Source organism: Nostoc sp. ChiSLP03a (assembly GCF_034531215.2).
In the GTDB taxonomy this organism is placed as follows: domain Bacteria; phylum Cyanobacteriota; class Cyanobacteriia; order Cyanobacteriales; family Nostocaceae; genus Nostoc.
In genome coordinates this window covers 1-20,291 of sequence record NZ_JAVRBQ020000145.1, presented here as the reverse complement: position 1 = coordinate 20,291, position 20,291 = coordinate 1, and the positions used below count along the sequence as shown (strand labels likewise).

Here is a 20,291-nt window from a genome sequence, read left to right as displayed (position 1 = left end):
TTTGAGCAATTCTTGTTTAGCCTCAGCATTAGACTGAAGGCTAAACAAGAATTGCTCAAATTTCTAACTCTCAAGAAATGCGTAGATGCACAGCGGTGAGGGGGTCGCAGTCTTGGCGGTTCCCGTCGATTGCGAACCCCCGAACCCGGAGGGCTTGTCGTCAGACATCGCACTCATGATTGATAATTATTTCTAATATTAACACTCACTTAATTTACGCAACTAGCAACGGTTTTGTCGGAAGCATCCTTGGTTCTGGTAGTGGTTTGTTTTCGTCTTTCAACATTTCAACAAAAGTCTCAATTACTTCCTGACCATTTTTGGCTGCTTCTTCATAAGTCCTACCATGCGTATGAAATTGTTGCCACGGGAACTCAGGCAAGTGTACTAAAAAAAGTCTATCTTCCTCCGACCATTGAATTACCATACTGTAGTGATAGTTCATTCTTCTGGCTCCTGTTTTTCTTCGGTTTGCGCGTTTTCCATTTCTTGCAGTTTTTTCAGCACCCGTTGGATGTTTTTTTCTAAATATAACGGAGCATCATCACCGTCTTTACCCGGTATGGTTAGAGGTTCTTCGGGTAACAACGGATGCTTCCAATATGTGTGACTTCCTTTACCTCTTCCTGGTTGAAGGATATAGCCTACTTTTGACACTATCGCTTTCAACTCTCTTACTTTTTTCGGCATTACCCCTTACAGCCAACTCCTGATTTGTTTTCTCTGCTAAAGAATTCATAACTATTCATCTTTTATTTTTCAAAATATTAAAAATTGCCTCCCTGTTGACTGTTTCTGTATCCTCACCTTCTTTAATGGCTTTTTATAAAGCTATATCTTCAATAATTTCTGCTAACAAATCAGCAAATACTTCTTTCTGTTCTTGGATAACTTCGGTGAGTGCAGTTTTAAATAGTTGCTTAATTTTCTCTTCGTTAAGGTTAAGTTCTATCATATAATTTTCGACTCCTTCGAGTTGATACAGTAATTATCTTACTAGTTGCTGAATAGATTTTTTTAGCAACTATTAGGGATCCTGTCTGATTTCTGAACAAAATTTAAAATTAAACCCTGATACAACAGCCTTTTCAGTCTCAGGATGTTTTCAAAAATCAAATTGGAGTCCTAATTTAACTATCATATATTGTGATGATTGATACAAAAATTTAAAAAAATCTTTCCAGTAATTCTGCCAAAATGCCAAATTAGTTGCCTTTTACCCGAATAATTGGATCATTTTCAGCTAATATGGCATTGTCACACTTAGACAAAAATCTTAGCTTTAGTATTTATTTCAAATTAGGTCTAATAGCTTTAGCAATAGTAATTTTGACTTCAGATAAAAATTTACCCTTTCTAAATAAAGACCTTCTCAGACAAGGGCAATTATTAAGGAATGAATATATATGATTATTACATTGATTGTAGCTTGGATAGTCTTCATAATATTATGGAAATTGCTGAAAGCAACCGTGAACACTGCATTAACTCTTGCAGCAATCCTTGTTTTATTAAATATTAGTTTTGGCATTACTCCCCAAGATATTTGGCATTACGTAACGCAGTTTGCTCAAAATTTGTCGCAGATCCAAACTGGAAAATAACGATCTATACTTCACTTTTGCGAATAAAAGGTGAAGTATAAAAGGTGAAATGATAACCTTGCCCGATCAATTGTTATTTAATGCTGAAATTTTGGCTAATGCATCCTTAAAACTCGGCGGCAACTGACGCATAATCTTCCCTCTTTCGCGATCTAAAGCGACTAAAGTCACTTTGGCAGTGACGTACAATTGTTGTCTATCAGTTGAGATAATGGCGTAATCCCAATTGATTCGCACACCAGTTACCTCAGCCATGCGGGTTTTTACCAACACTGCCATACCCAATTGAATTGAACGGTGATAGCGCACCGACAGTTCTACAACTGGTAAATCGCAGCCTATAGCGACTAAATCAGCAAATTCAATCCCTATAGATCGTAAGCATTCAATCCGCGCTTCTTCCATCCAAGCTATATAGGAACCGTGCCAGACAAGACCGGCATAGTCAGTGTGGTGGGGTTGGACTCTGACAGGATATTCAAACCAATTTCCAAACTCATGACTGGATGGATTGTCAAGAGCGCTGGTTGGTGGTAGTTTTGGTCGGGTGGGTTTTTCTTCTGACATCTTCAAGTTTCTCAGCACCTATAAACTTTCCAAATTATTGAATAGCATAAAAATTAATTGCACTGCCGGACTTATTGATTTAATATTTACCTTCCGAGTATAGGGAGTGTTTTGTTATGCAGCCTAATCTCCGGTATGTTGGTGTTGTTACTTTAACTCTACTTAGTTTACTAAGTTATGGGATGGCTTACCCAGAAAATAATCAAGTAAGCACAAATGCAAAATTTAGGCACGGCTCCAGAGAAAAAGCTCAAGCTTTACCCAAGAATACTCAACTCTCAGAACTTGCAAGGCTCAACGAAGAAGCTATCAAAGAATCTCGGCAAGGTCAATCTAAAGCAGCGTTGCAGAGATTGCAGAAAGCATTAGCCATCAGCAGAGACCTTGGAGAGCGCTCTTGGGAAGCGGTAACATTTAACAATATTGGCAGAATCTACCAAAGTCAAAAAAAGTATCCTGAAGCACTTCAATCCTATCAGCAAGCCTTATTGATTAACAAAGAACTTGGGGATCTGGTTCGACTTGGCAAAACCTACAGTAATATAGGTTACTTATTCGATATCCAAAACCAACCAGAGTTAGCAATTTTTTTCTACAAGCATTGTTTGATTAATCGTGAGAAAGCTCGCTTGAATCCATCAGCATTGAGTGCCCCGCAACCAGATGCTTACAACATAACTGTTAGCCAGACATATCGCATTTTGGGTGAACGATTGCTCAAACAAGAACGTGTTGCTGAAGCACAAAGGACAATAGATTTACTCAAAGTTGAAGAACTAGAGGAATATCTCCAGAATGTGCCAGGTAATCAACGTACTGTCAAAGGTCTTAATATAGCGGCAACAGAAAAACCAATTAAACAAAAGCTGGATCAAAGTGTGGATAGTGCTGTTGTGCTGGGTAAGGAATTAACAACACTACGCAAAATTGCCCCCGAACAGCGCTCGCTCGAACAGAAACAACGCATCGAGCAATTAGTCTTAAATCAACAGCAACTTCTAGATGGATTTAACCAATTTATCAATAGTTCTTCAGTGAAAGCACAGGTAGAGCAAATTAGCCGTACAGCTAGGCGGCAAAATTTGGATTTGGAGAGTCTCAACGAACTTCGAGATAATTTGGCGCGATTACCGCAAAAATCGGCATTACTTTACCCACTGATTTTAAAAGATAGTTTGGAATTGGTCTTAGTAACTCCTGAATCTCCACCAATTCATCGCACCGTTGCTGTAAAGCGCGAAAACCTCTATCAAACAATTGATGCTTTCCGCCAAGCTTTAATCAATCCCGGTCGAAATATCAAAGCACCTGCACGCCAATTGTATGACTGGCTAATTAAACCGATAGAGAAAGACTTGAAGCTATCAGGTACGCAAACTCTGATTTACGCTCCAGACGATCGGTTACGCTACATTCCTTTAACTGCTTTGTATGATGGTAAACAATGGCTCGTGCAGCGCTTCAATGTGAATCACATTACATCCGCCAGTCTGACTAATTTAAACACCCCAAAACAATCCACTTTGCGGGTTTTAGCGGGTGCTTTTACTAAAGGTAATTATCAAATCAAAGTTGGTAATCGACAGGTTGCTTTCGCTGGCTTACCCTTTGCAGTGCGGGAAGTGGAAAGTCTAGCAGCAGCGGTTCCTGAAACTACAAAGCTTTTAGACGATGCCTTTACTCCTAAAGTCGCTGTACCCCAAATGGATGATTATACAATTGTCCATTTAGCGACTCATGCAGCCTTTGTGGTGGGTAAACCAGAAGATTCGTTTATTTTATTTGGGAATGGCGATCGCGTTAATTTTAGAAATGTCGCCACTTGGTCACTCCCGAATGTAGATTTGGTAGTGTTGAGCGCCTGTGAAACCGGCTTGGGAGGCAAGTTAGGTAACGGTGAAGAAATTTTGGGCTTTGGCTATCAGATGCAACAAACCGGCGCTAGAGCCGCGATCGCCTCTTTGTGGTCTGTAGATGATGGTGGTACACAAGCACTCATGAGTGCTTTTTATGGTATTCTTTCTACTGAGAAGCTGACTAAAACTGAAGCTTTACGCCAAGCTCAACTCTCATTAATTACTGGAAACTGGAAGGAAATAAGTCATAATGCACCCGTAGCAGCAGTCAATGACTTTAGTCACCCGTACTATTGGGCACCCTTTATTTTAATTGGCAATGGACTTTAGATATTCGCGCAGTGTCTCGTAGAGAAGTTATAGCGTTTTGATGAAATTATGGCAAAAGAGGAGCGCTCAACTAACTAACCTCTGACTTTGCTGTGTTTTAACACCTTCTAGCTAGAGGCTGAAAATCAAGATCGTGAGATTTTCGCTGATACAAAAAATATGCGATGGGCCAGCCATAGCCAATCACTTTATGATAATGGAGAAATAGGTAAGCGCGATCGCTAACTAAGCCACTGTTACCGATTAACAGTTACCGATAATCAATTTCTAATTTGCTCTCGACCTCTGAAATCTTAATACTTCTTGGCAAGAGTTTTAGAGCCTGTATCACTTTGCATAGATTGCTTGACAAGATCGGCCAATTCATCTAATTGGTTAATTGCCTCTGCACCCTCTAGCTTCATTAATTCGCGGTCATCCCGCATTTCTGTCCAAGTAATGCCGTAATCGGACACTAAAAATCGAATTAGATGATTATCACCCAAGCTAACCATAAATGATGCACTATTCATTTGGTCGCCACAGGTATAACAAGATGCAGGATACCCACGGCGCTCTAATACAATTGCCAAGGCTTGCAGGTTCATTACTAAGTCTTGGACGAATTGCCGATGTTGATGTGCTAGTCTCAGAAACACTTTTGTCCTCCAGACACCACAGTAATTTGAGTTTCTTTTATATTTTCTTTAGATTTTCTCACCCATTAGTATTGTAAACTATTCATTACAATTACCAGACAGATGATTTTGAGTCGTGAATTGACTACTTTGTTTAGGGTAGTGGATCGGGATTTTGAGGGCTGTATCAAACTATTCAGTTTGCAAATTCAAAATCTCGGACAGAATTGCTAAATTTAACTATATCTTTATACATTTCTGTCAAGGTGGATTCTTAGAGCAAGAGATCCGCTTTAAGAGTAACTTAAATTTAGCACTAGTCAACTACAGAAAAGCTACATATTTAGTTTTTATTGGCTATGTGCAGTCAAATACACTGTTATTAAACGCCATAATGTAGTTTTCCATCGTTATAGTGTCTCTTGCTTAGATGTTTAATCTCTTCTGTTGTTAACGTAGATTTTGGTATAGGTAAATGATTAGTTATACCAAATTCGTTCCTCCTAAATATAAAAAGTTAAGCAGATGACAGTGCGAATTCTAGGTTAAGTAGTCGCAAAAGGAGATAAGCAATAATTTATACCGAGATAAGTAATTAGTAGACAACTGTGAGTGTAAAATCCACAAAGGGAAAAACTTAACACTAACAATACCTAAACTCAGCAGAGCAATGTTGCCATTTAGGCAATATTTTCAGGTATTTTTGGATTATTTTCAAAAACTTGTACAAACCAAAGCACAATGAATTTAGAAGGATTATTACCTTAATTTGGTTTTGCCAAATTTAATGCATATATAATATATTTCGATTATCTATCCAAAATGAGTAATTATTTTTTATTAATAACTCAGTTAACTAATTCGTAATTCGTCAGACAATTTTGGATTTTAGATTTTGGATTTTGGATTGACCCCATAGATAAATCTAGGGGCTTGGAAATTTTAGATTTTAGATTTTAGATTAACTCCATAGATGAATCTAAGGGCTTGTACCATCAAGGAATGTCGGTCATAATGCTTTTTACAAGAGGCTACGCCTAGCTTGCTTTTCCATAAGATACACAAACTGCCTACCGTTGCGCTAATGTAATTTGTAATTGTTAGCAAGACACTTGCGGGTTATTGTCTTTTTTAGCAGTCTTGAATTAGTTGGAGTATAAATATCCAACTAATTCAATTATGAATTAAGAATTAATAGACTACTTGCCACCAACCGAAAGCTGGGCCGATAAAACGGATTGTTAACCATCCAACAATCATCAGACCAATGCCTATCCAAGCACCACGAGTAGTCCAAGTGACAAATTGTTCGCCTTGAGTTTTTGTGATCGGAACCCAAGGCAAGATCCGAGTCTCTTGACCGTATGTTTTTCCTAGTGTGGTTTTACGACGTTTTGCTTCACCCATAATCAGCAACTCAAATTTTATTTAGTTTCTAAATTTATTTTGGCAGTAATCATGCTTACTCCAGACGCGATAAATCGCATCACCTTCTATAAGCTGATAATAGTTCTTGCTTCTTTGCGATCGCGCTTTGCTTCGTCAAAATTTAAATTCGGCATTGGGGAGCCACTGCGGTGAGGCAGCCCCCGTCTTCTCCCAAGGGGAGACGCGAAGCGCGCTAGCGGTAGCGAAAGCGTTGCGGTAGCGAGGAACGAGCGTCTACCCGAAGGGTCTTGGGGTCTCCCCAAGTGGAGGAGGCAGTGCGGTCTTCTCCCAAAGGGAGAGGCTAGCGCCAAGGGGTCTCCCCAAGTGGAGCAACTGCCGTCAAGTGGCGTCACTGGTAACTGAATTTTAAGCAGAATTTTCCTCATCGGTATTGGAAAACAGGCTGGGATCGAGATAGTTAATGCGTGCCAGAGGACTTAAAGCTGCGAGAATTTGAGCGCCGTAGCTGCGGTTAACTACACGACTATCAAGCAAAGCCACAATTCCTTGACTTTCTCGTACTGGAGCGATCGCTCGTTGTAATTCATTCAAGGCAGATGGCAACAAGTATAAACGGAACCAATCTTGATGCGATCGCTTATAAAGAGCTACCCTACCAGCTACCAGAGGATTTTCTAAAGATGGTAGGGGCAACGTAGCAATAATTAACAGATGGGGTGCTGGCAAAACTCGTTGATGTTCTCGCCAAAATTCCCAACCGCTAATCAAAATACCATTCTCATCTAAACAAGTTTTTTCTACTTGCACCCGCGAACCAAATTCTGAAGCCAGAATTGCCGCTACTTGAGCCTTTAGTGGTACATCTCCCACCAAAACAACAGTTAATCCTGGCGCTGTCGCACTTAGACAAACCAGAGTGCGGACTTTGTGAATAAATGCCGCTTGAAATTCTGGCGTGTTGGGTAGAGGCAACTTATAGGGTACATACAGTTGAATTGCTTCTGCTTGATTTTCCGAAGAGAACTTCAGGCAAGTTAAATCGTCCAAACCCAAGCGCTGGCGAAAAAGGGGAGCCTCAGTTTCCGGTTCGATAGCGCTACCAATTAAAACTACTGGTTGTCGCTGCCAAATCGGCGAGAGTATTTCCCCTAATTCCATTGGGGCGTAGTGCAAAGAAAATAAACCTTGCCGATGGGCAATAGTCGCCCAGAAGAGAGCAGGGGGAGATGAGGAAGCAGGGGAGGAAAGATTTTCGTTGAGGGTTTGAAATTGTTGCCAGAATTGTTTCCAAGGTTCTGGCAGTGCTTGTACTGACTCCAAAGCAGAATAGAGACGGCTTAAAATTTCTATTTCTGGCTGGGAAATTAGATAGCACTGATATGGATTAGTAGGATGCTGAAAAAGTTCGTGTGTTAGTTGTATCCGTGCTTCACGAATTGTCTCAGCTTGGTTGGGACAAGCTAGGATGAGTCGATCCCAATCATCGGGTTGAATATCTTGGGTAAGTTGATGACGCACCCAATCTTCGAGATCGTCTACCCCATCAATAATTGTCGGGATGCCTTGGGGGAAGCGTGAGCCACCAGCTAACTGTCCTTTTAACCAAGCTTCTGGGGAGGTCAGCAGTAGCCCTTGGAACTGGGCATCAGGCCAAGCATCACCTGTCCTAATCGATTTATTGGTTGGTAGCCACTGCTGTAGACGGGGAATTTCCACGCGCAGCAGAAGTTGCTGCACTGTTTCTTGAGCAACAATAATTACAGGACCATGCCACATCAGGGCTGATGCTACAAAACTAGTACGATATCGCCCTTGATAGCCACTAACTGCCCCGACTTGAATTAGGGCGCTACGTCCCAGGCGCAAGGCGCGTGCTACCAACCGTGCCATCGTCAAATGATGGGGCCAGGAAGGGAACCCCGCTTGCGATCGCAAAAAGTTATGTAGTGACAAATGAACTTCTGCCTCAATCACACGCTTTTAATTCCATACAAAGTTATTTTTACTTCCAATTGCCCCGTTTCTATTATCTTGTCATTTGTCATTTGTCCTTTGTCCTTTGCTAATGACCAATGACCAATGACCAATGACCAATAACCCAATACCCTAAATTATGCCAACTTACACAGGAATTTCCAGCGAAGCTTTCAGGCATCCACTAGATCGCCAAGCGGAGCAAGCTTTACGAAATTTGCCAGGATTTGATTTAATCGCTCGTAAATTTGTGGAATTTATCTATGAACGCCCTCAATTAGTCTATCTAATGGGTAACAGCATCCAAGTCGGCCCGCGTCAATATTCCACTATTTACCAGATGTTTCGGGAATGCGTCCGAGATTTGGACATTTACCCAGAACCAACACTGTTTGTCTCGCAAAATCCCCAAGCAAATAGCTATGCGCTGGGGCAAGAGAATCCTTACATAGTCATAAATACAGGGATACTAGACTTACTAGACGAAGCCGAAATGAGGACGGTGCTAGCCCATGAACTGGGGCATATTAAATGTGGTCATACTATTTTAATTCAAATGGCGATGTGGGCGATGAGTGCTGCTTCAGCCTTGGGAGAATTGACCTTCGGCATCGGTAATATTGTCACCCAAGGCTTGATTTACGCCTTTTTTGAGTGGCGGCGCAAAGCTGAGTTATCGTCAGATCGCGCTGCACTACTAGTAATGGATGACTTGAATCCTGTGATGTCAACGATGATGAAACTCTCTGGTGGCAGTAACAAATATGCCAATGAATGTAGTTTACAAGAGTTTATCAAGCAGTCAGAAAATTATCAGGCATTGGATGAGGATGGATTGAATCAAATATATAAATTCTTGATCTACAATGGCGCTCAGGGTATGATGTTGAGTCATCCTTTCCCTGTTGAACGCTTGCATTACTTACGGTCGTGGGCAGTATCTGAAGAATATCAGCAAATTCGCCGAGGAAATTATCAGCGATCGCCTGCTTCCGGATCGGTAAATGTTTCAGCAGAATCTTCCGAAAATCAAACAGAAATTTTACGCCGCCAAATTGAAGAATTACAACGAGAAATCGACAGAATCCGAAGGTCTGAGTAGTTTTGAGTACTAAATAAAGATTAGTAGGGTGGAATAGTGCCTACTAAATCGTTGGATTTAGATCCCCGACTTCTTCAAGAAGTCGGGGATTTGCGTTCACAGACATCATCTACAGGAAATTAAAATATTTAAGAGTTGAACCAGATAATTACTCCAGTTCCCAATACACAAATAATTCCCGCCAAGCCAGCTAAGGGTTTTTTATTTTTACCTGTGAACCAGTCAGAGACAATACCAGTGTAAGTAATTAGTTCTGCTGTATCTATGGTAGCGATCGCCCATACCCATCCTGCGTGCAATCCCCAAGCTAAACCCAAATTCCCGCTAGAGGCAAAGCGTGCTAACACCAGCACTATTCCCATCAGCCATAATCCAGGAAGTTGGGGTACAGTTTCACGTTGCTCCCAAACCAGATGTAACAAGGCAAAAATCAAGCTAGAAATTGCTGCTGCTACCCAAGCTGGGTAATCCTGTGCTAATTCTGTGAACAGGAAACCGCGAAAAACTAACTCTTCTATCCCAGCGACTAACAATGCTATCAAGAAAATCGGTAGCAAGATGGGTAATACTAACTTGAAATTAGACTTCTCAAAAGAACACCAACCTAACCCGATTTGCCCACTAAAGACAATAGTTAGACTCAGCACTCCTAAACTAAAACCTATTGCTAAAAAACCAAAAGTCGAAAAATTGGCAACACAACCGTAATCTGAAAAAGATTTATTAGTCAACCAAATAACTCCCCAGAGGATCGGGGGAGCTAATAGGTAAAGTGACACCAATAACGGCATTTTTTGCTCTGGCTGTAAAGGTTTAGGAGGTTGCCAATTAAGCAATATTGCTGATACTGTTGCTACTGGCAACCAGCAAACTATCCAGCAAACAAAAAATGCCGTCACTATAACTAGTGGCGGTGCATTTTCTCTAAACGCCAGTAAGGCGTTGACTGAAGACTCAAAGAAAGTTATCAAAATAAACAAAAAAACACGATAGACTTCTTGCATTATAGATTTCTTGCCGATCGATCAAGACTCTACTAATTTTGGTAAATTCTGCAAGGGGTCTAATCGTATTTTTTACCTGACTACCAATTTGCTGTCGGAGTAAAGACAAGTTATCATAACCTGAAACTTATCCCTACCATTAGCAAATTTACTCTTCGTCTTCTAAATCTTCGTCTGAGTCGTCAGAATCTATATCTTGTGAGGTTAGTTTTTTATCGCTTTCACCTAGTTGAATCAGGTGAATATGTTTGTATCCCAGCCTAATTTCAAACTCATCTCCAGCCTTCAAGCCCATTGCTTTGGTATATGTAGCACCAATTACAATCTGACCATTTTGATGGACACTAACCCGATATGTCGGTTCGCGACCACGACCATCTTTAGGCGCTTCTGGACTTAGAGGAATTCCCCTAGCAGATAGCAAAGCGTCATAAAAATCGGTGAGATTGACACGAACTTGGTTATTCTTAGTAACAGTGTAATAGCCGCACTGTTTAGCTCTTTCTCGGCGTGGTAATGTGGAAAGTTCTTTTACTTTAGCAAGTAGTGCTTTTCCAGTTAATGGCGCGGTTGCAGTTTCAGTCATTATGCTCAAATTTTCCTTACTCTCTCCAAACTGATAAACTATGTAGTCTCATGCCAGCATTTAATTTTTTAGCATTTGCATAGAGCTACTGAAGACTCTAATGTAACGGGTGAATTCCTGCCGATAGGAGCCAAAAGCACTTCTATATATGGTTGTCTACAACCAACTAGAGGCCATAGTTGCCACAGACATTAATTTTGGTGATGTTACGGCACTTTTAACCATTATTCGCCATCAGAAAGAAAACTATTTTCTTCTTTAGCGCTACTGTAGCGGTGTAACTTTCAGCCACCATTACAAATGGGGTTAGGTTCTACTGCAAATAAGTCGTAGACCCGAAAAATAGCAGGCTTTTCACTTTCAGTGCTTGCCTTTCTTGCCAATGAGCAAGTAGAGTTTTGTCGACTCGTCCTCTCAAGCTTAGGACAGCATAGTATTTCAATAGAGTCCTACGGGTATACACCCTTTTGTCCTACCAGTAGAGACGCAAATTTTCTTGTCTCTACATTACGAATCAACAAAGCAGTAGTAACCGCGCTGATACGGCTATTGATTCTGGTTTTGCTACTTCGTAATTTTATATTAAATACTAGCATGGACTAATAATAGCAAAATAGTTGTTTAATTTTGAATTAAAGTTGCTGGTAAATTTTTATTTAAATTCCTGGACTTGAAAGTTGAAAAAAGCAGTGACGATTTTCTTAACCCTTTATTATTGCAAGTGCGAGCATTGCTATCTGGCTTTGATAAAAATTTATATATTGAGACGAGCAGTTTTGACCAATGAGTTCAATCTCATATTTTGTTGATTAAGAGCAAGCCAAAAAGCGAAAAGTCTGGCACCTGTGGGTTTCGCGGTACTCTAACTTTTCTTTGAAAGTGGTGAGGATTTTTCCTCGGTTTATTATCTTCAGGTCAAAAGCGGCCAGAGGATTTTGCACGTCTGTCTATGGGATGAATAAATCTCTTAACATCTGCCTAGTGCTTGATTGCCACTACTATATATTAAACATGGGCTTTCAGACTTCTATATAATCAAAAAATCCCGTAAAGTGGTAGTGAAGGTGGAATTTTACTGTCAGGACTGCTTGACTCAAGTTGACATCAAGACATATTGCTAACTTCCCATGCATTTCATTTGGATAGGATCGCTAGATCAAAGATCAACTGAAGTTACTTTTGAAGCAAACTCTCTTTCCTTTACATTGCCAAACAGGTAAATTCAATGCAAAGCTGCGATTACATTTTTGGCGTTTTAACTTAGAATTTGACAAAAATCTTGCCTACAGCGCTACTATAAGTAAAATTTTAATGGTTATCCTTAAACTAGAATCAGTCGCCCTTTAATCGTCAGCCTATTAACACCAGGGTTTGAATTAGGGGCAAAAAGTATAACTTACTTTTCGCAACTAGCTGCTTTGACTCATGATTGTTGAGGGTGGTGAAGTAATTTTAAAATTTTGGTTAGTAGTTATGGAAGTTATTTTTAAGGTCATTCGACAGCAACAAAATTCCTCCCCTGTTGTACAAACCTACATTGTAGAGGCTGAACCAGGTAATACAATCTTGGATTGCCTCAATCAGATTAAGTGGGAGCAAGATGGAACTTTGGCATTTCGCAAAAATTGCCGCAATACTATTTGTGGTAGCTGTGCTATGCGAATTAATGGGCGTTCGGCTTTAGCTTGTAAAGAAAATGTTGGGAGCGAACTTGCCAGATTACAACAAATACCATCATCTCAAAGTAAAGTAAATGCTATTGCTGAAATCACGATCGCACCTCTTGGCAATATGCCCGTGATTAAAGATTTGGTTGTAGATATGAGCAGCTTTTGGAATAATCTAGAGGCAGTTGCTCCTTATGTGAGTACGGCAGCACGACAAGTACCAGAAAGAGAGTTTTTGCAAACACCACAAGAGCGATCGCGCCTCGATCAAACTGGTAACTGTATTATGTGCGGTGCTTGTTACTCTGAATGCAACGCTCGTGAAGTTAATCCAGATTTTGTAGGGCCCCATGCTCTTGCCAAAGCTTACCGAATGGTAGCAGACTCTCGCGATAGCGATACCGAAAATCGTTTAGCAAGCTATAACGAAGGTACTAAAGGCGTATGGGGTTGCACCCGTTGTTTGTACTGCGATTCTGTTTGTCCAATGGAAGTTGCACCATTAGAACAAATCACCAAAGTTAAACAAGAAATTCTCACCCAGAAACAAAATAGTGATAGTCGTTCAATTCGTCACCGGAAAGTATTGATAGATTTAGTTAAAGAAGGTGGTTGGATTGATGAACGCCAATTTGGTTTACAAGTAGTTGGTAACTACTTTCGGGATTTAAAAGGATTACTCAGTCTTGCACCCCTCGGTTTGCGGATGATCCTCCGGGGTAAGTTTCCTTTATCATTTGAATCTTCTGAGGGTACGGAACAAGTGCGATCGCTGATTGAATCTGTTCAACAAATTGAACAGAATAAGGAATAGGGCATTGGGCATTGGGCATTGGGCATCGAGAAGATACAAGGGAGAGACTTCTCTAATAATTCCCCCTTGTCCCCTTGTCCCCTTATCTCAACGCGGTTCTTGAGGTATATTCAACGGTTGTCCGTAACGGTCATATACTAAAACATCCCACTGACCATTGTTACTAGACTCAAAAGCAATCCTGCTACCATCAGCACTAATTGTAGGGTTGCGGACTTCGGCTTGCAGGTTGTTGGTCAAATTCCGTGATTGGCGTGTTTCTCGGTCGTAGAGAAAAATAGCCGATCGCCCCTGACGGCTAGCTGCAAATACAATATAACGACCATCTTGTGAAACACTAGGATGATTTGCGATCGCATCAAAGGAGTTTAAACCTGGCAAATCAACTAAATCACGAGTTACCGTATCAAACATATAAACATCTTGGCTACCACGTCGGTCAGTAATAAAAACAATGTATCTCCCAGAAATTTGGGGGTTTAATTCCGACGCTAAACTATTAAGACTTCGACCCCCTGGATCAAAGGGATAACTCAAAATCCGAGGGTAACCAAAACACCCAGTCAATAAACTTAAACAGAAAAATATAGGTATAAAAAAAACACGTTTCATATAATTCAGTCATTAGTCATTAGTCAATAGTCTCACAACTCCTAACTCCTAACTTTTAACTCCTGTACAGACAAGGGTTAATCGCGTCTCTCCTAACTCTTACGGAGGTGAACCCACAGTTGCACCATTGGGAATATCTAACTCAATATTTGGCCCTCGGTCTAGGACTTCAATATCCCACTGACCACGAGTGGCGGTTTCAAAGACAACATAACGTCCATCTGGACTAATATTTGGTTTTCTGACCCAGCCGCGATAAATTGGTGTGACAATTTGCGACTGTTGCGTGGCGCGATCGTAAAGCGCTACCACTGGTCTTCCCTGGTCACTAGTAAGATAAGAAATATAACGCCCGGTGTAGCTCAAACTAGGACTTTCAGCAATTGTCTCCTGTCGGTTTATCCCCGGTGTACTAATAAACAGTTGCCTCTCCAAATCGTACATTAATAGCTGCTGATTACCATTCCGATTAGATACAAATGCTAAAAAGCGCCCATTTCCACTCAAAGCAGGTTGCTCCTCGGTGTAGCGACTGTTAAGAGAAGTAGGCCCTATAGGAATATCGTTAGAACCACAAGATACAAGCAAACTTGTTAAACCAAAAACCAGGCTCCAATGAATTGGTCTTTGGAGCCAAAATGCAGGCGTAAATTTTTCCACCTCAACTGTTTTCCGTTGCCTTTAAACCTACTTGCACGCCAACTGTTTTAAACATCGTCATCAAAGTCACTTAGATTATCTGGTCCCTCATTTGGTTTTTCAATTGGGTTGTATGGCACATAATCGGTTGGGATCGCATCATCATCTTCGCGCGGTCTTCGAGAAGTTGAGTCAGTGGGCGGACGACGCCTTCTCGGTCTGGGAGAAACATCATCTTCACGACTTTCGGGACGCTGCGATCCGTTATTACTACGGCGAGAAGGTTTTCTAACTTCCCCACCCGAATTTTCCCAATCATCAACTTGCCTAGATGAAGAACCCCAGTTTTCTTCTTCAAAGCTTTCAGAAGGGCGATTTACAGGACGCCCAGAAGTTCGCCGACGCGTTCTATCAGATGGAGTCTGTCTTTCACTAGTGCTGCTGTTGCGGCGTTCTGTACGACGAGGGGGTTGTTCCTGATAGTAGTCATCACGAGTTGAAATCTCATCCCTGCTACCGCGAATCCGGGGACGCACTGGGCGTTCTTCCTCGTCTTCATAAGGCAGTGGATCTAAATCTGCCTCCATCTCAGCCTGATAGTTTCTGCGATTATTGTACGAATAGCGATCGCTAACCGGTCGGTCTTCGTCCACAATCGGAGTGTTGCGCTTTGCTTGCTGAGTAGCTATACTTCGCAGACGAATACTTTCAACTGCAAAAAACACAGTTGTGCCAACTAAAAGCAGTTGACCAAATTGTAGAATCGGGTCTAGCCGCCATCCTTGAAAGACGAGAATGAAGCCGCAAAGCAAGCCGACTGCTGCAAAAAAGATATCTTGATCTCGTGACAATTCTGGGCGCACAGTGCGGAGAAAATACAGTGCTGCCCCAGCCACAGCCAGGAAAATTCCTAGAATACTGGCTGAATTTGCCCCAAAATTTACCTGAGCCAGAAAACTGGCTGAGTTCAGCCCAAAATTTATCATTGCTGTTTTCCCAATATCAAATCTATGTTAGCGAGTCACAATTAAAATCACTACTGTAATTAGGCACGATATATTGAAGCTTCAAAGCCTCTGGCAAAGAAGCTCTGAAGCTATTTACCGAAAAGTAAAAACGTCTATATCTGTCAGCTACAACTGCCACCAGTCGCAGTTTATGCTGCTTTTAGTGCAATTAAGTAGATAGCTGACAGACAATCGATTACGAGAGCTAATTTAACTCTCATAAGCATTATGAACGCTGTATTTTATCTTTTTGGCTAATGAAAATTAGACCAACAGTAGCGGGTATTACAACAATTGCTGTACCCCATAGCAGACTCCAAAGAAAATTTGCTAAAGAAGGCGTCATACTTCTCAACCTTTTTTTACACACTTCATCCTAATTTTAATAGTGTATTACTTTCTTGAGAAGCCTCTAACTCTGAACTGCCAAACTTGGTAACTTCTTTCACCAGTTATTGAGTTAACCGCATGGGCGAGTTCGCTTTTCTATTTCAGAAAGAAGTGACAGCATTTCGTTAAAATAACGATCGGAGTGCTTTACAAAGCTTAAAATTTTGTAGCTATGTCTACGCAAAGCGCAACTTGCCTGTGCCTAAGTTTTTCTTTTTTTACAGATAGATAGTACCTAAAACCGATGACTGGTGTTAACCTGACTGCTTGGATTCTTGGCCCTGTGTTAGGGGTTATGACATTCTTATTTATATTTCGTATCATTCTCACTTGGTATCCGCAAGTGGATTTGAATCGTTTGCCCTTTAATTTAATAGCTTGGCCAACTGAGCCATTTTTAATACCTTTGCGAAAGCTGGTGCAACCTATAGGTGGAGTAGATATTACACCTATTATTTGGGTTGGTATCTTCAGCCTGCTGCGAGAAATCCTGTTAGGTCAACAAGGATTGTTGACTATGCTATCTCGTGTTAATTAAAGTACAGGTTACAGGTTATAACCCTGTCCCCTGTAACCCATAACCTTTTTCCTTCCCTACTCTCCTACCCGTTCATTTCCTGCACAAAATTTGTATAGACATTACCCTGTAAAAACTGTGGAGTTTCCATAATTTTTTGATGAAACCCAATGGTGGTAGGTAATCCAGTAATGGCACATTCCCGCAGCGCGCGTTTCATCCGGTTAATAGCAGTGGGTCGGTCTGGCGCCCAAACGATTAATTTGCCGATTAAGGAATCGTAGTAAGGTGGGATTTGGTAATCTGTGTAAACGTGGGAATCAATCCGCACACCAGGCCCTCCGGGAGGCAGATAGCTACTAATCCGTCCAGGAGAAGGGCGAAAGTCACGATCGGGATCTTCGGCGTTGATTCGGCATTCGATCGCATGACCTCGTAATACTACTTGGTCTTGGGTAAGCTTGAGTCTTTCACCTTGAGCAACGCGGATTTGTTCGGCAACTAAGTCTATCCCAGTAATCATTTCTGTTACAGGATGTTCTACCTGAATCCGGGTGTTCATTTCCATAAAGTAGAATTTACCGGATCTATCCAAGAGAAACTCAATAGTACCCGCCCCACTGTAATTAATGAATTGGGCAGCTTTGATCGCAGCTTGTCCCATTTTTTCACGTAGGTCTTGGTCGAGAGCTGGACTTGGAGCTTCTTCTAACAGCTTTTGATTCCGGCGCTGAATTGAGCAATCCCGTTCGCCTAAGTGGATGATATTACCGTAGTTATCCGCCAAAATTTGAAATTCGATGTGGCGGGGACGTTCAATAAATTTTTCTATGTAAACGCCAGAATTCCCAAAAGCTGCTCCTGCTTCGCCTTGGGCTGCGAGAAAAAGTTTAACAAATTCGTCTTCAGAACGAACTAGGCGCATACCCCGTCCACCGCCACCTGCTGTAGCTTTGATCATCACTGGATAGCCGATATCCTTAGCGAATCCTAATCCTTCTTGCTCGGATTCTACCAATCCCTCACTACCCGGTACTGTCGGTACTCCAGCTTTTTGCATGGTTTCTTTGGCAGTGGATTTATCGCCCATCCGTCTCATAGCTTCTGGAGTTGGGCCGATAAAAGCAATATGATGGTCGGCACAGATTTCCGCAAACCGGGCATTTTCTGCCAAAAAACCATAGCCTGGATGAATAGCAGTAGCATTGCGCGTCAGTGCAGCAGCAATAATATTGGGAATATTCAAATAACTTTTACCGCTTGCAGGTTCGCCAATGCAAACTGCTTCATCAGCAAGTTGGACGTGGAGAGCATTACGGTCAACGGTGGAGTGAACCGCAACTGTGGCAATTCCCATTTCTTCACAGGCGCGGAGAATGCGAAGGGCGATTTCTCCCCGATTGGCAATTAATATTTTGTCAAACTTCATTTTTTAGTTTCGATATCATTACCAGTAGATTGACATTTTCTCCGATCCAACTTGAAACAATGCTTCCACATTATTTCAAATTATTGCAGGAGATTCGCCACCCTGATCCTAAGCAAACTTGTATATTGCAGGCTTGCTGCCTCTACGAGTCTTACTACACTAACAACATTGCTGCTGTAAGTCTTGGCTAGACTACCAAGCTGGGCTTTTGCGAAGCCGATAGCGAGTCAGACGCTCCTACGTCGCTATCGAGCGTCATAGCCTGTCGTCGACACCACCTACAGCAGACGGATACGCGATCGCACCCCGCCGAACACAGTAGCTCTACCTTTTTCAATATCACTTGTACAGCTGCTAAATTTCTGTCAGTCTGATACCGCCTTGAGAAAATTTATATTTTTGAAGCAACTGAATTTAGATATCACCTTACTATAATTTTTTTCTTATGCTATAGTCTATTCTTAGACAAACCATGCGGATGTGGCGGAATTGGTATACGCGCACGCTTGAGGTGCGTGTGGCTTTGCCTTGGGAGTTCGAGTCTCCCCATCCGCATTTTTGCTTGTTTAAGCATAGGGTCAATAGTCACAGGTCAAAAAACCTTAGACTGTTGACCCTTAAATATTAAGTTTGCTTTTGAAGCACTGAAGTGCTTACTAGATATTAAGTAAAGTTGCCTTGTCAAAGTACTAGTCCTTTATGCTTTTATAGAAATAGATGAAGTTTTGTAAAAAGCATTGACTATTTCTTTTCCGCCAACAAACAACCTAACATCGCCACCAGCTTGGCATCGCCTCACTCCGATTTGGCAAGGAGGGGAGGAAATAATTCAACAAAGTTTACCTCACACTCAGCTAGCACCTGCATGGCAGCTAATGCTTTTGGGTGACGGCTCTCCAACACGTCACTTAGAATTGCTCACAGGTGAGCCTGTAGAAGTAGATATCATTGATATGTCATTGATTGGTATCGACTTGGATGCTGCTCCTGAGTTAATCCAAGCTGTCCCAGAACCGCGATTACGGCGACAAGTATGGCTGCGTACCGCTTCTGGGCAACGATTAGCTTATGCTACTTCGTGGTGGGAAGCCAGTCATGTCGATGAGTATTTACAAAACCGTTCATTACCAATTTGGGCAAGTTTAGCTCGTCTTCGCACAGAATTGTATCGAGATGTTCGAGGAATTTACTACGGTGACTCATTGGCACTAGAGTCCGGTTTTGGTGTAACTGGGCCTTTTTGGGGTCGCCATTACTTGTTTTGGCATCATGGGCAGCCACTGACATTAATTTATGAAGTTTTTTCACCTTATTTAACCAAATATTTGGGACCTATGCAATTAAATTCCAAAAATCAGTAAGAAGACATGATGTAGGTTGATGGCTATCGAGTAAAACTAAGTAGCTGAAATCATGCAATGAAATTATCAAAGGAACGTTGAATTATTGTTGCGGCGATCGCTTCTGCTAATAGTACCGTTAAACTAATGAGTTTTCGGTGATAGTTTGCCGTTGTTTAGCGATCGCATCCTCTTTAAAATAGAGTCATTCCCAAGATCAACTATGATTCAACTCAAAATCCAACTCACCCTCAAAGAATTTATCGCACTTCCCGAAGGTGATATCACCAAACCAAACGCGGTACTGATAGTTGAGAAGATTCATTATTTGAAGGGCTGCAAATTACACCTCAACAAATCTTCCAACAAGCAATAATTTCCTACTGATGTTAGCAATAAAGACGCGAGGAAAGGTTTAATGAATACTGTTGTGCTAAATCTAGAACCGATTGCTCATTTAACCGATGAGCAATTTTATCAATTGTGTATTGCCAATCGTGATGTCAGCCTGGAAATGAACGCATCTGGAGAATTAATAATTGTGCCACCCGTTGGAGGAGAAAGCGGAAATCAAGAAGCAGATTTAATTACAGACTTAAATAATTGGAATCGTCAAGCTAAATTAGGGAAAGTTTTTAGTTCTTCAACTATCTTTATACTTCCTAACGGTGCAAAACGTTCTCCTGATGCTGCTTGGGTAAAATTAGAGCGGTGGGAAGCTTTAACACCAGAACAACGAAAAAAATTTCCGCCACTTGTACCCGACTTTGTGATTGAACTGCGTTCGGAGACAGATCGCCTTGCACCGATTCAAGAGAAAATGCAGGAATACATTAAAAATGGTCTG

General features: G+C 41.4%; 22 protein-coding genes, 1 tRNA gene and 1 pseudogene. 10 read left to right on the top strand and 14 right to left on the bottom strand.

What is annotated here, in order from left to right; genetic code table 11:
* Window positions 1-214: 214 nt before the first annotated feature.
* From RMY32_RS23925 to RMY32_RS23915, 3 genes are all read right to left on the bottom strand, one after another.
* Window positions 215-445: a type II toxin-antitoxin system HicB family antitoxin gene (locus RMY32_RS23925; protein WP_096541157.1), complete on the bottom strand. Its 231-nt coding sequence runs from the start codon at window positions 443-445 to the stop codon at window positions 215-217.
* The gene (locus RMY32_RS23920; protein WP_322711220.1) at window positions 442-690 is read right to left on the bottom strand and encodes a type II toxin-antitoxin system HicA family toxin; all 249 of its coding nucleotides are present in this window, start codon (window positions 688-690) and stop codon (window positions 442-444) included. The genes RMY32_RS23925 and RMY32_RS23920 overlap by 4 nt, the downstream gene beginning before the upstream one ends.
* Window positions 691-823: 133 nt before the next feature.
* A complete protein-coding gene (locus RMY32_RS23915; RefSeq protein ID WP_322711219.1) occupies window positions 824-955 on the bottom strand; it encodes a hypothetical protein in 132 nt (43 codons plus the stop codon).
* Between the two features lie 451 nt (window positions 956-1,406).
* Between RMY32_RS23915 and RMY32_RS23910 the strand changes: the two genes are divergently transcribed.
* Window positions 1,407-1,604 (top strand): hypothetical protein, encoded by a 198-nt coding sequence (locus RMY32_RS23910; RefSeq protein WP_322711218.1) that lies wholly within the window; start codon window positions 1,407-1,409, stop codon window positions 1,602-1,604.
* A gap of 66 nt (window positions 1,605-1,670) precedes the next feature.
* Here the strand turns inward: RMY32_RS23910 and RMY32_RS23905 are convergent, their stop codons facing one another.
* Window positions 1,671-2,171, bottom strand: coding sequence for a thioesterase family protein (locus tag RMY32_RS23905; RefSeq protein WP_322711217.1), 501 nt, complete (start codon window positions 2,169-2,171; stop codon window positions 1,671-1,673).
* Between the two features lie 116 nt (window positions 2,172-2,287).
* On the opposite strand from RMY32_RS23905, the gene RMY32_RS23900 reads away from it, so the two are divergent.
* On the top strand, window positions 2,288-4,357 hold the full coding sequence (locus RMY32_RS23900; RefSeq protein WP_322711216.1) for a CHAT domain-containing protein: 2,070 nt from the start codon (window positions 2,288-2,290) through the stop codon (window positions 4,355-4,357).
* A gap of 293 nt (window positions 4,358-4,650) precedes the next feature.
* On the opposite strand, the gene RMY32_RS23895 is transcribed toward RMY32_RS23900, so the two are convergent.
* On the bottom strand, window positions 4,651-4,995 hold the full coding sequence (locus tag RMY32_RS23895) for a DUF1815 family protein (RefSeq protein ID WP_322689613.1): 345 nt from the start codon (window positions 4,993-4,995) through the stop codon (window positions 4,651-4,653).
* A 1,170-nt stretch (window positions 4,996-6,165) separates the two neighbouring features.
* Window positions 6,166-6,381 (bottom strand): DUF2839 domain-containing protein, encoded by a 216-nt coding sequence (locus RMY32_RS23890; protein WP_322689612.1) that lies wholly within the window; start codon window positions 6,379-6,381, stop codon window positions 6,166-6,168.
* A gap of 51 nt (window positions 6,382-6,432) precedes the next feature.
* On the opposite strand from RMY32_RS23890, the gene RMY32_RS23885 reads away from it, so the two are divergent.
* On the top strand, window positions 6,433-6,555 hold the full coding sequence (locus RMY32_RS23885) for a hypothetical protein (RefSeq protein WP_322711215.1): 123 nt from the start codon (window positions 6,433-6,435) through the stop codon (window positions 6,553-6,555).
* Between the two features lie 213 nt (window positions 6,556-6,768).
* Here RMY32_RS23885 and RMY32_RS23880 read toward each other — a convergent pair whose 3' ends face one another.
* On the bottom strand, window positions 6,769-8,337 hold the full coding sequence (locus RMY32_RS23880; protein WP_322711214.1) for an ATP-dependent DNA helicase: 1,569 nt from the start codon (window positions 8,335-8,337) through the stop codon (window positions 6,769-6,771).
* Between the two features lie 139 nt (window positions 8,338-8,476).
* Here RMY32_RS23880 and RMY32_RS23875 point away from each other — a divergent pair, with 139 nt between their 5' ends.
* Window positions 8,477-9,439, top strand: a complete 963-nt coding sequence (locus RMY32_RS23875) for a M48 family metallopeptidase (RefSeq protein WP_322711212.1) — start codon at window positions 8,477-8,479, stop codon at window positions 9,437-9,439.
* Between the two features lie 128 nt (window positions 9,440-9,567).
* Here RMY32_RS23875 and RMY32_RS23870 read toward each other — a convergent pair whose 3' ends face one another.
* Entirely contained in the window at window positions 9,568-10,443 is an 876-nt protein-coding gene (locus tag RMY32_RS23870; RefSeq protein ID WP_322711211.1) for a type II CAAX endopeptidase family protein, read from the bottom strand.
* Window positions 10,444-10,591: 148 nt separating this feature from the next.
* Complete coding sequence (locus RMY32_RS23865; RefSeq protein WP_322711210.1) at window positions 10,592-11,029, bottom strand: AbrB family transcriptional regulator; 438 nt, start codon at window positions 11,027-11,029, stop codon at window positions 10,592-10,594.
* Between the two features lie 1,473 nt (window positions 11,030-12,502).
* Between RMY32_RS23865 and RMY32_RS23860 the strand changes: the two genes are divergently transcribed.
* Window positions 12,503-13,510: a succinate dehydrogenase/fumarate reductase iron-sulfur subunit gene (locus tag RMY32_RS23860; RefSeq protein ID WP_322711226.1), complete on the top strand. Its 1,008-nt coding sequence runs from the start codon at window positions 12,503-12,505 to the stop codon at window positions 13,508-13,510.
* A gap of 87 nt (window positions 13,511-13,597) precedes the next feature.
* On the opposite strand, the gene RMY32_RS23855 is transcribed toward RMY32_RS23860, so the two are convergent.
* The 4 genes from RMY32_RS23855 to psbX form a co-directional block, all read right to left on the bottom strand.
* Complete coding sequence (locus RMY32_RS23855) at window positions 13,598-14,122, bottom strand: Tol biopolymer transporter periplasmic protein (protein ID WP_322673965.1); 525 nt, start codon at window positions 14,120-14,122, stop codon at window positions 13,598-13,600.
* Between the two features lie 99 nt (window positions 14,123-14,221).
* Complete coding sequence (locus tag RMY32_RS23850; protein ID WP_322673966.1) at window positions 14,222-14,782, bottom strand: hypothetical protein; 561 nt, start codon at window positions 14,780-14,782, stop codon at window positions 14,222-14,224.
* A gap of 47 nt (window positions 14,783-14,829) precedes the next feature.
* The gene (locus RMY32_RS23845; RefSeq protein WP_322711209.1) at window positions 14,830-15,747 is read right to left on the bottom strand and encodes a Ycf66 family protein; all 918 of its coding nucleotides are present in this window, start codon (window positions 15,745-15,747) and stop codon (window positions 14,830-14,832) included.
* Window positions 15,748-15,994: 247 nt separating this feature from the next.
* Window positions 15,995-16,114 carry a photosystem II reaction center X protein gene (psbX, locus tag RMY32_RS23840; RefSeq protein ID WP_174709687.1) on the bottom strand — a complete coding sequence of 40 codons (120 nt, stop codon included), beginning with the start codon at window positions 16,112-16,114 and terminating at the stop codon, window positions 15,995-15,997.
* Window positions 16,115-16,402: 288 nt separating this feature from the next.
* Between psbX and RMY32_RS23835 the strand changes: the two genes are divergently transcribed.
* The gene (locus RMY32_RS23835; RefSeq protein WP_094350101.1) at window positions 16,403-16,696 is read left to right on the top strand and encodes a YggT family protein; all 294 of its coding nucleotides are present in this window, start codon (window positions 16,403-16,405) and stop codon (window positions 16,694-16,696) included.
* A gap of 64 nt (window positions 16,697-16,760) precedes the next feature.
* Here the strand turns inward: RMY32_RS23835 and accC are convergent, their stop codons facing one another.
* Window positions 16,761-18,104, bottom strand: a complete 1,344-nt coding sequence (gene accC / locus RMY32_RS23830; protein WP_322711208.1) for an acetyl-CoA carboxylase biotin carboxylase subunit — start codon at window positions 18,102-18,104, stop codon at window positions 16,761-16,763.
* A gap of 474 nt (window positions 18,105-18,578) precedes the next feature.
* Here accC and RMY32_RS23825 point away from each other — a divergent pair.
* The 4 genes and pseudogenes from RMY32_RS23825 to RMY32_RS23810 all read left to right on the top strand — a co-directional run.
* Window positions 18,579-18,659 (top strand) — tRNA-Leu (locus RMY32_RS23825).
* Window positions 18,660-18,841: 182 nt separating this feature from the next.
* Window positions 18,842-19,465, top strand: a complete 624-nt coding sequence (locus RMY32_RS23820) for a chorismate lyase (RefSeq protein ID WP_322711207.1) — start codon at window positions 18,842-18,844, stop codon at window positions 19,463-19,465.
* A 267-nt stretch (window positions 19,466-19,732) separates the two neighbouring features.
* Window positions 19,733-19,831, top strand: a pseudogene (locus RMY32_RS23815) (Uma2 family endonuclease); the annotation flags it as partial.
* A gap of 31 nt (window positions 19,832-19,862) precedes the next feature.
* Window positions 19,863-20,291: Uma2 family endonuclease (locus tag RMY32_RS23810; RefSeq protein WP_322711206.1), on the top strand; the 429-nt coding region annotated here is incomplete at its 3' end.

Coding starts and splice junctions, on each gene's coding strand:
- psbX (WP_174709687.1), bottom strand. CDS start 16,114: ATGACGCCTTCTTTAGCAAATTTTCTTTGGAGTCTGCTATGGGGTACA.
- RMY32_RS23835 (WP_094350101.1), top strand. CDS start 16,403: ATGACTGGTGTTAACCTGACTGCTTGGATTCTTGGCCCTGTGTTAGGG.
- RMY32_RS23860 (WP_322711226.1), top strand. CDS start 12,503: ATGGAAGTTATTTTTAAGGTCATTCGACAGCAACAAAATTCCTCCCCT.
- RMY32_RS23905 (WP_322711217.1), bottom strand. CDS start 2,171: ATGTCAGAAGAAAAACCCACCCGACCAAAACTACCACCAACCAGCGCT.
- RMY32_RS23870 (WP_322711211.1), bottom strand. CDS start 10,443: ATGCAAGAAGTCTATCGTGTTTTTTTGTTTATTTTGATAACTTTCTTT.
- RMY32_RS23920 (WP_322711220.1), bottom strand. CDS start 690: ATGCCGAAAAAAGTAAGAGAGTTGAAAGCGATAGTGTCAAAAGTAGGC.
- RMY32_RS23865 (WP_322711210.1), bottom strand. CDS start 11,029: ATGACTGAAACTGCAACCGCGCCATTAACTGGAAAAGCACTACTTGCT.
- RMY32_RS23875 (WP_322711212.1), top strand. CDS start 8,477: ATGCCAACTTACACAGGAATTTCCAGCGAAGCTTTCAGGCATCCACTA.
- RMY32_RS23855 (WP_322673965.1), bottom strand. CDS start 14,122: ATGAAACGTGTTTTTTTTATACCTATATTTTTCTGTTTAAGTTTATTG.
- accC (WP_322711208.1), bottom strand. CDS start 18,104: ATGAAGTTTGACAAAATATTAATTGCCAATCGGGGAGAAATCGCCCTT.
- RMY32_RS23915 (WP_322711219.1), bottom strand. CDS start 955: ATGATAGAACTTAACCTTAACGAAGAGAAAATTAAGCAACTATTTAAA.
- RMY32_RS23900 (WP_322711216.1), top strand. CDS start 2,288: ATGCAGCCTAATCTCCGGTATGTTGGTGTTGTTACTTTAACTCTACTT.
- RMY32_RS23910 (WP_322711218.1), top strand. CDS start 1,407: ATGATTATTACATTGATTGTAGCTTGGATAGTCTTCATAATATTATGG.
- RMY32_RS23885 (WP_322711215.1), top strand. CDS start 6,433: ATGCTTACTCCAGACGCGATAAATCGCATCACCTTCTATAAGCTGATA.
- RMY32_RS23925 (WP_096541157.1), bottom strand. CDS start 445: ATGAACTATCACTACAGTATGGTAATTCAATGGTCGGAGGAAGATAGA.
- RMY32_RS23890 (WP_322689612.1), bottom strand. CDS start 6,381: ATGGGTGAAGCAAAACGTCGTAAAACCACACTAGGAAAAACATACGGT.
- RMY32_RS23845 (WP_322711209.1), bottom strand. CDS start 15,747: ATGATAAATTTTGGGCTGAACTCAGCCAGTTTTCTGGCTCAGGTAAAT.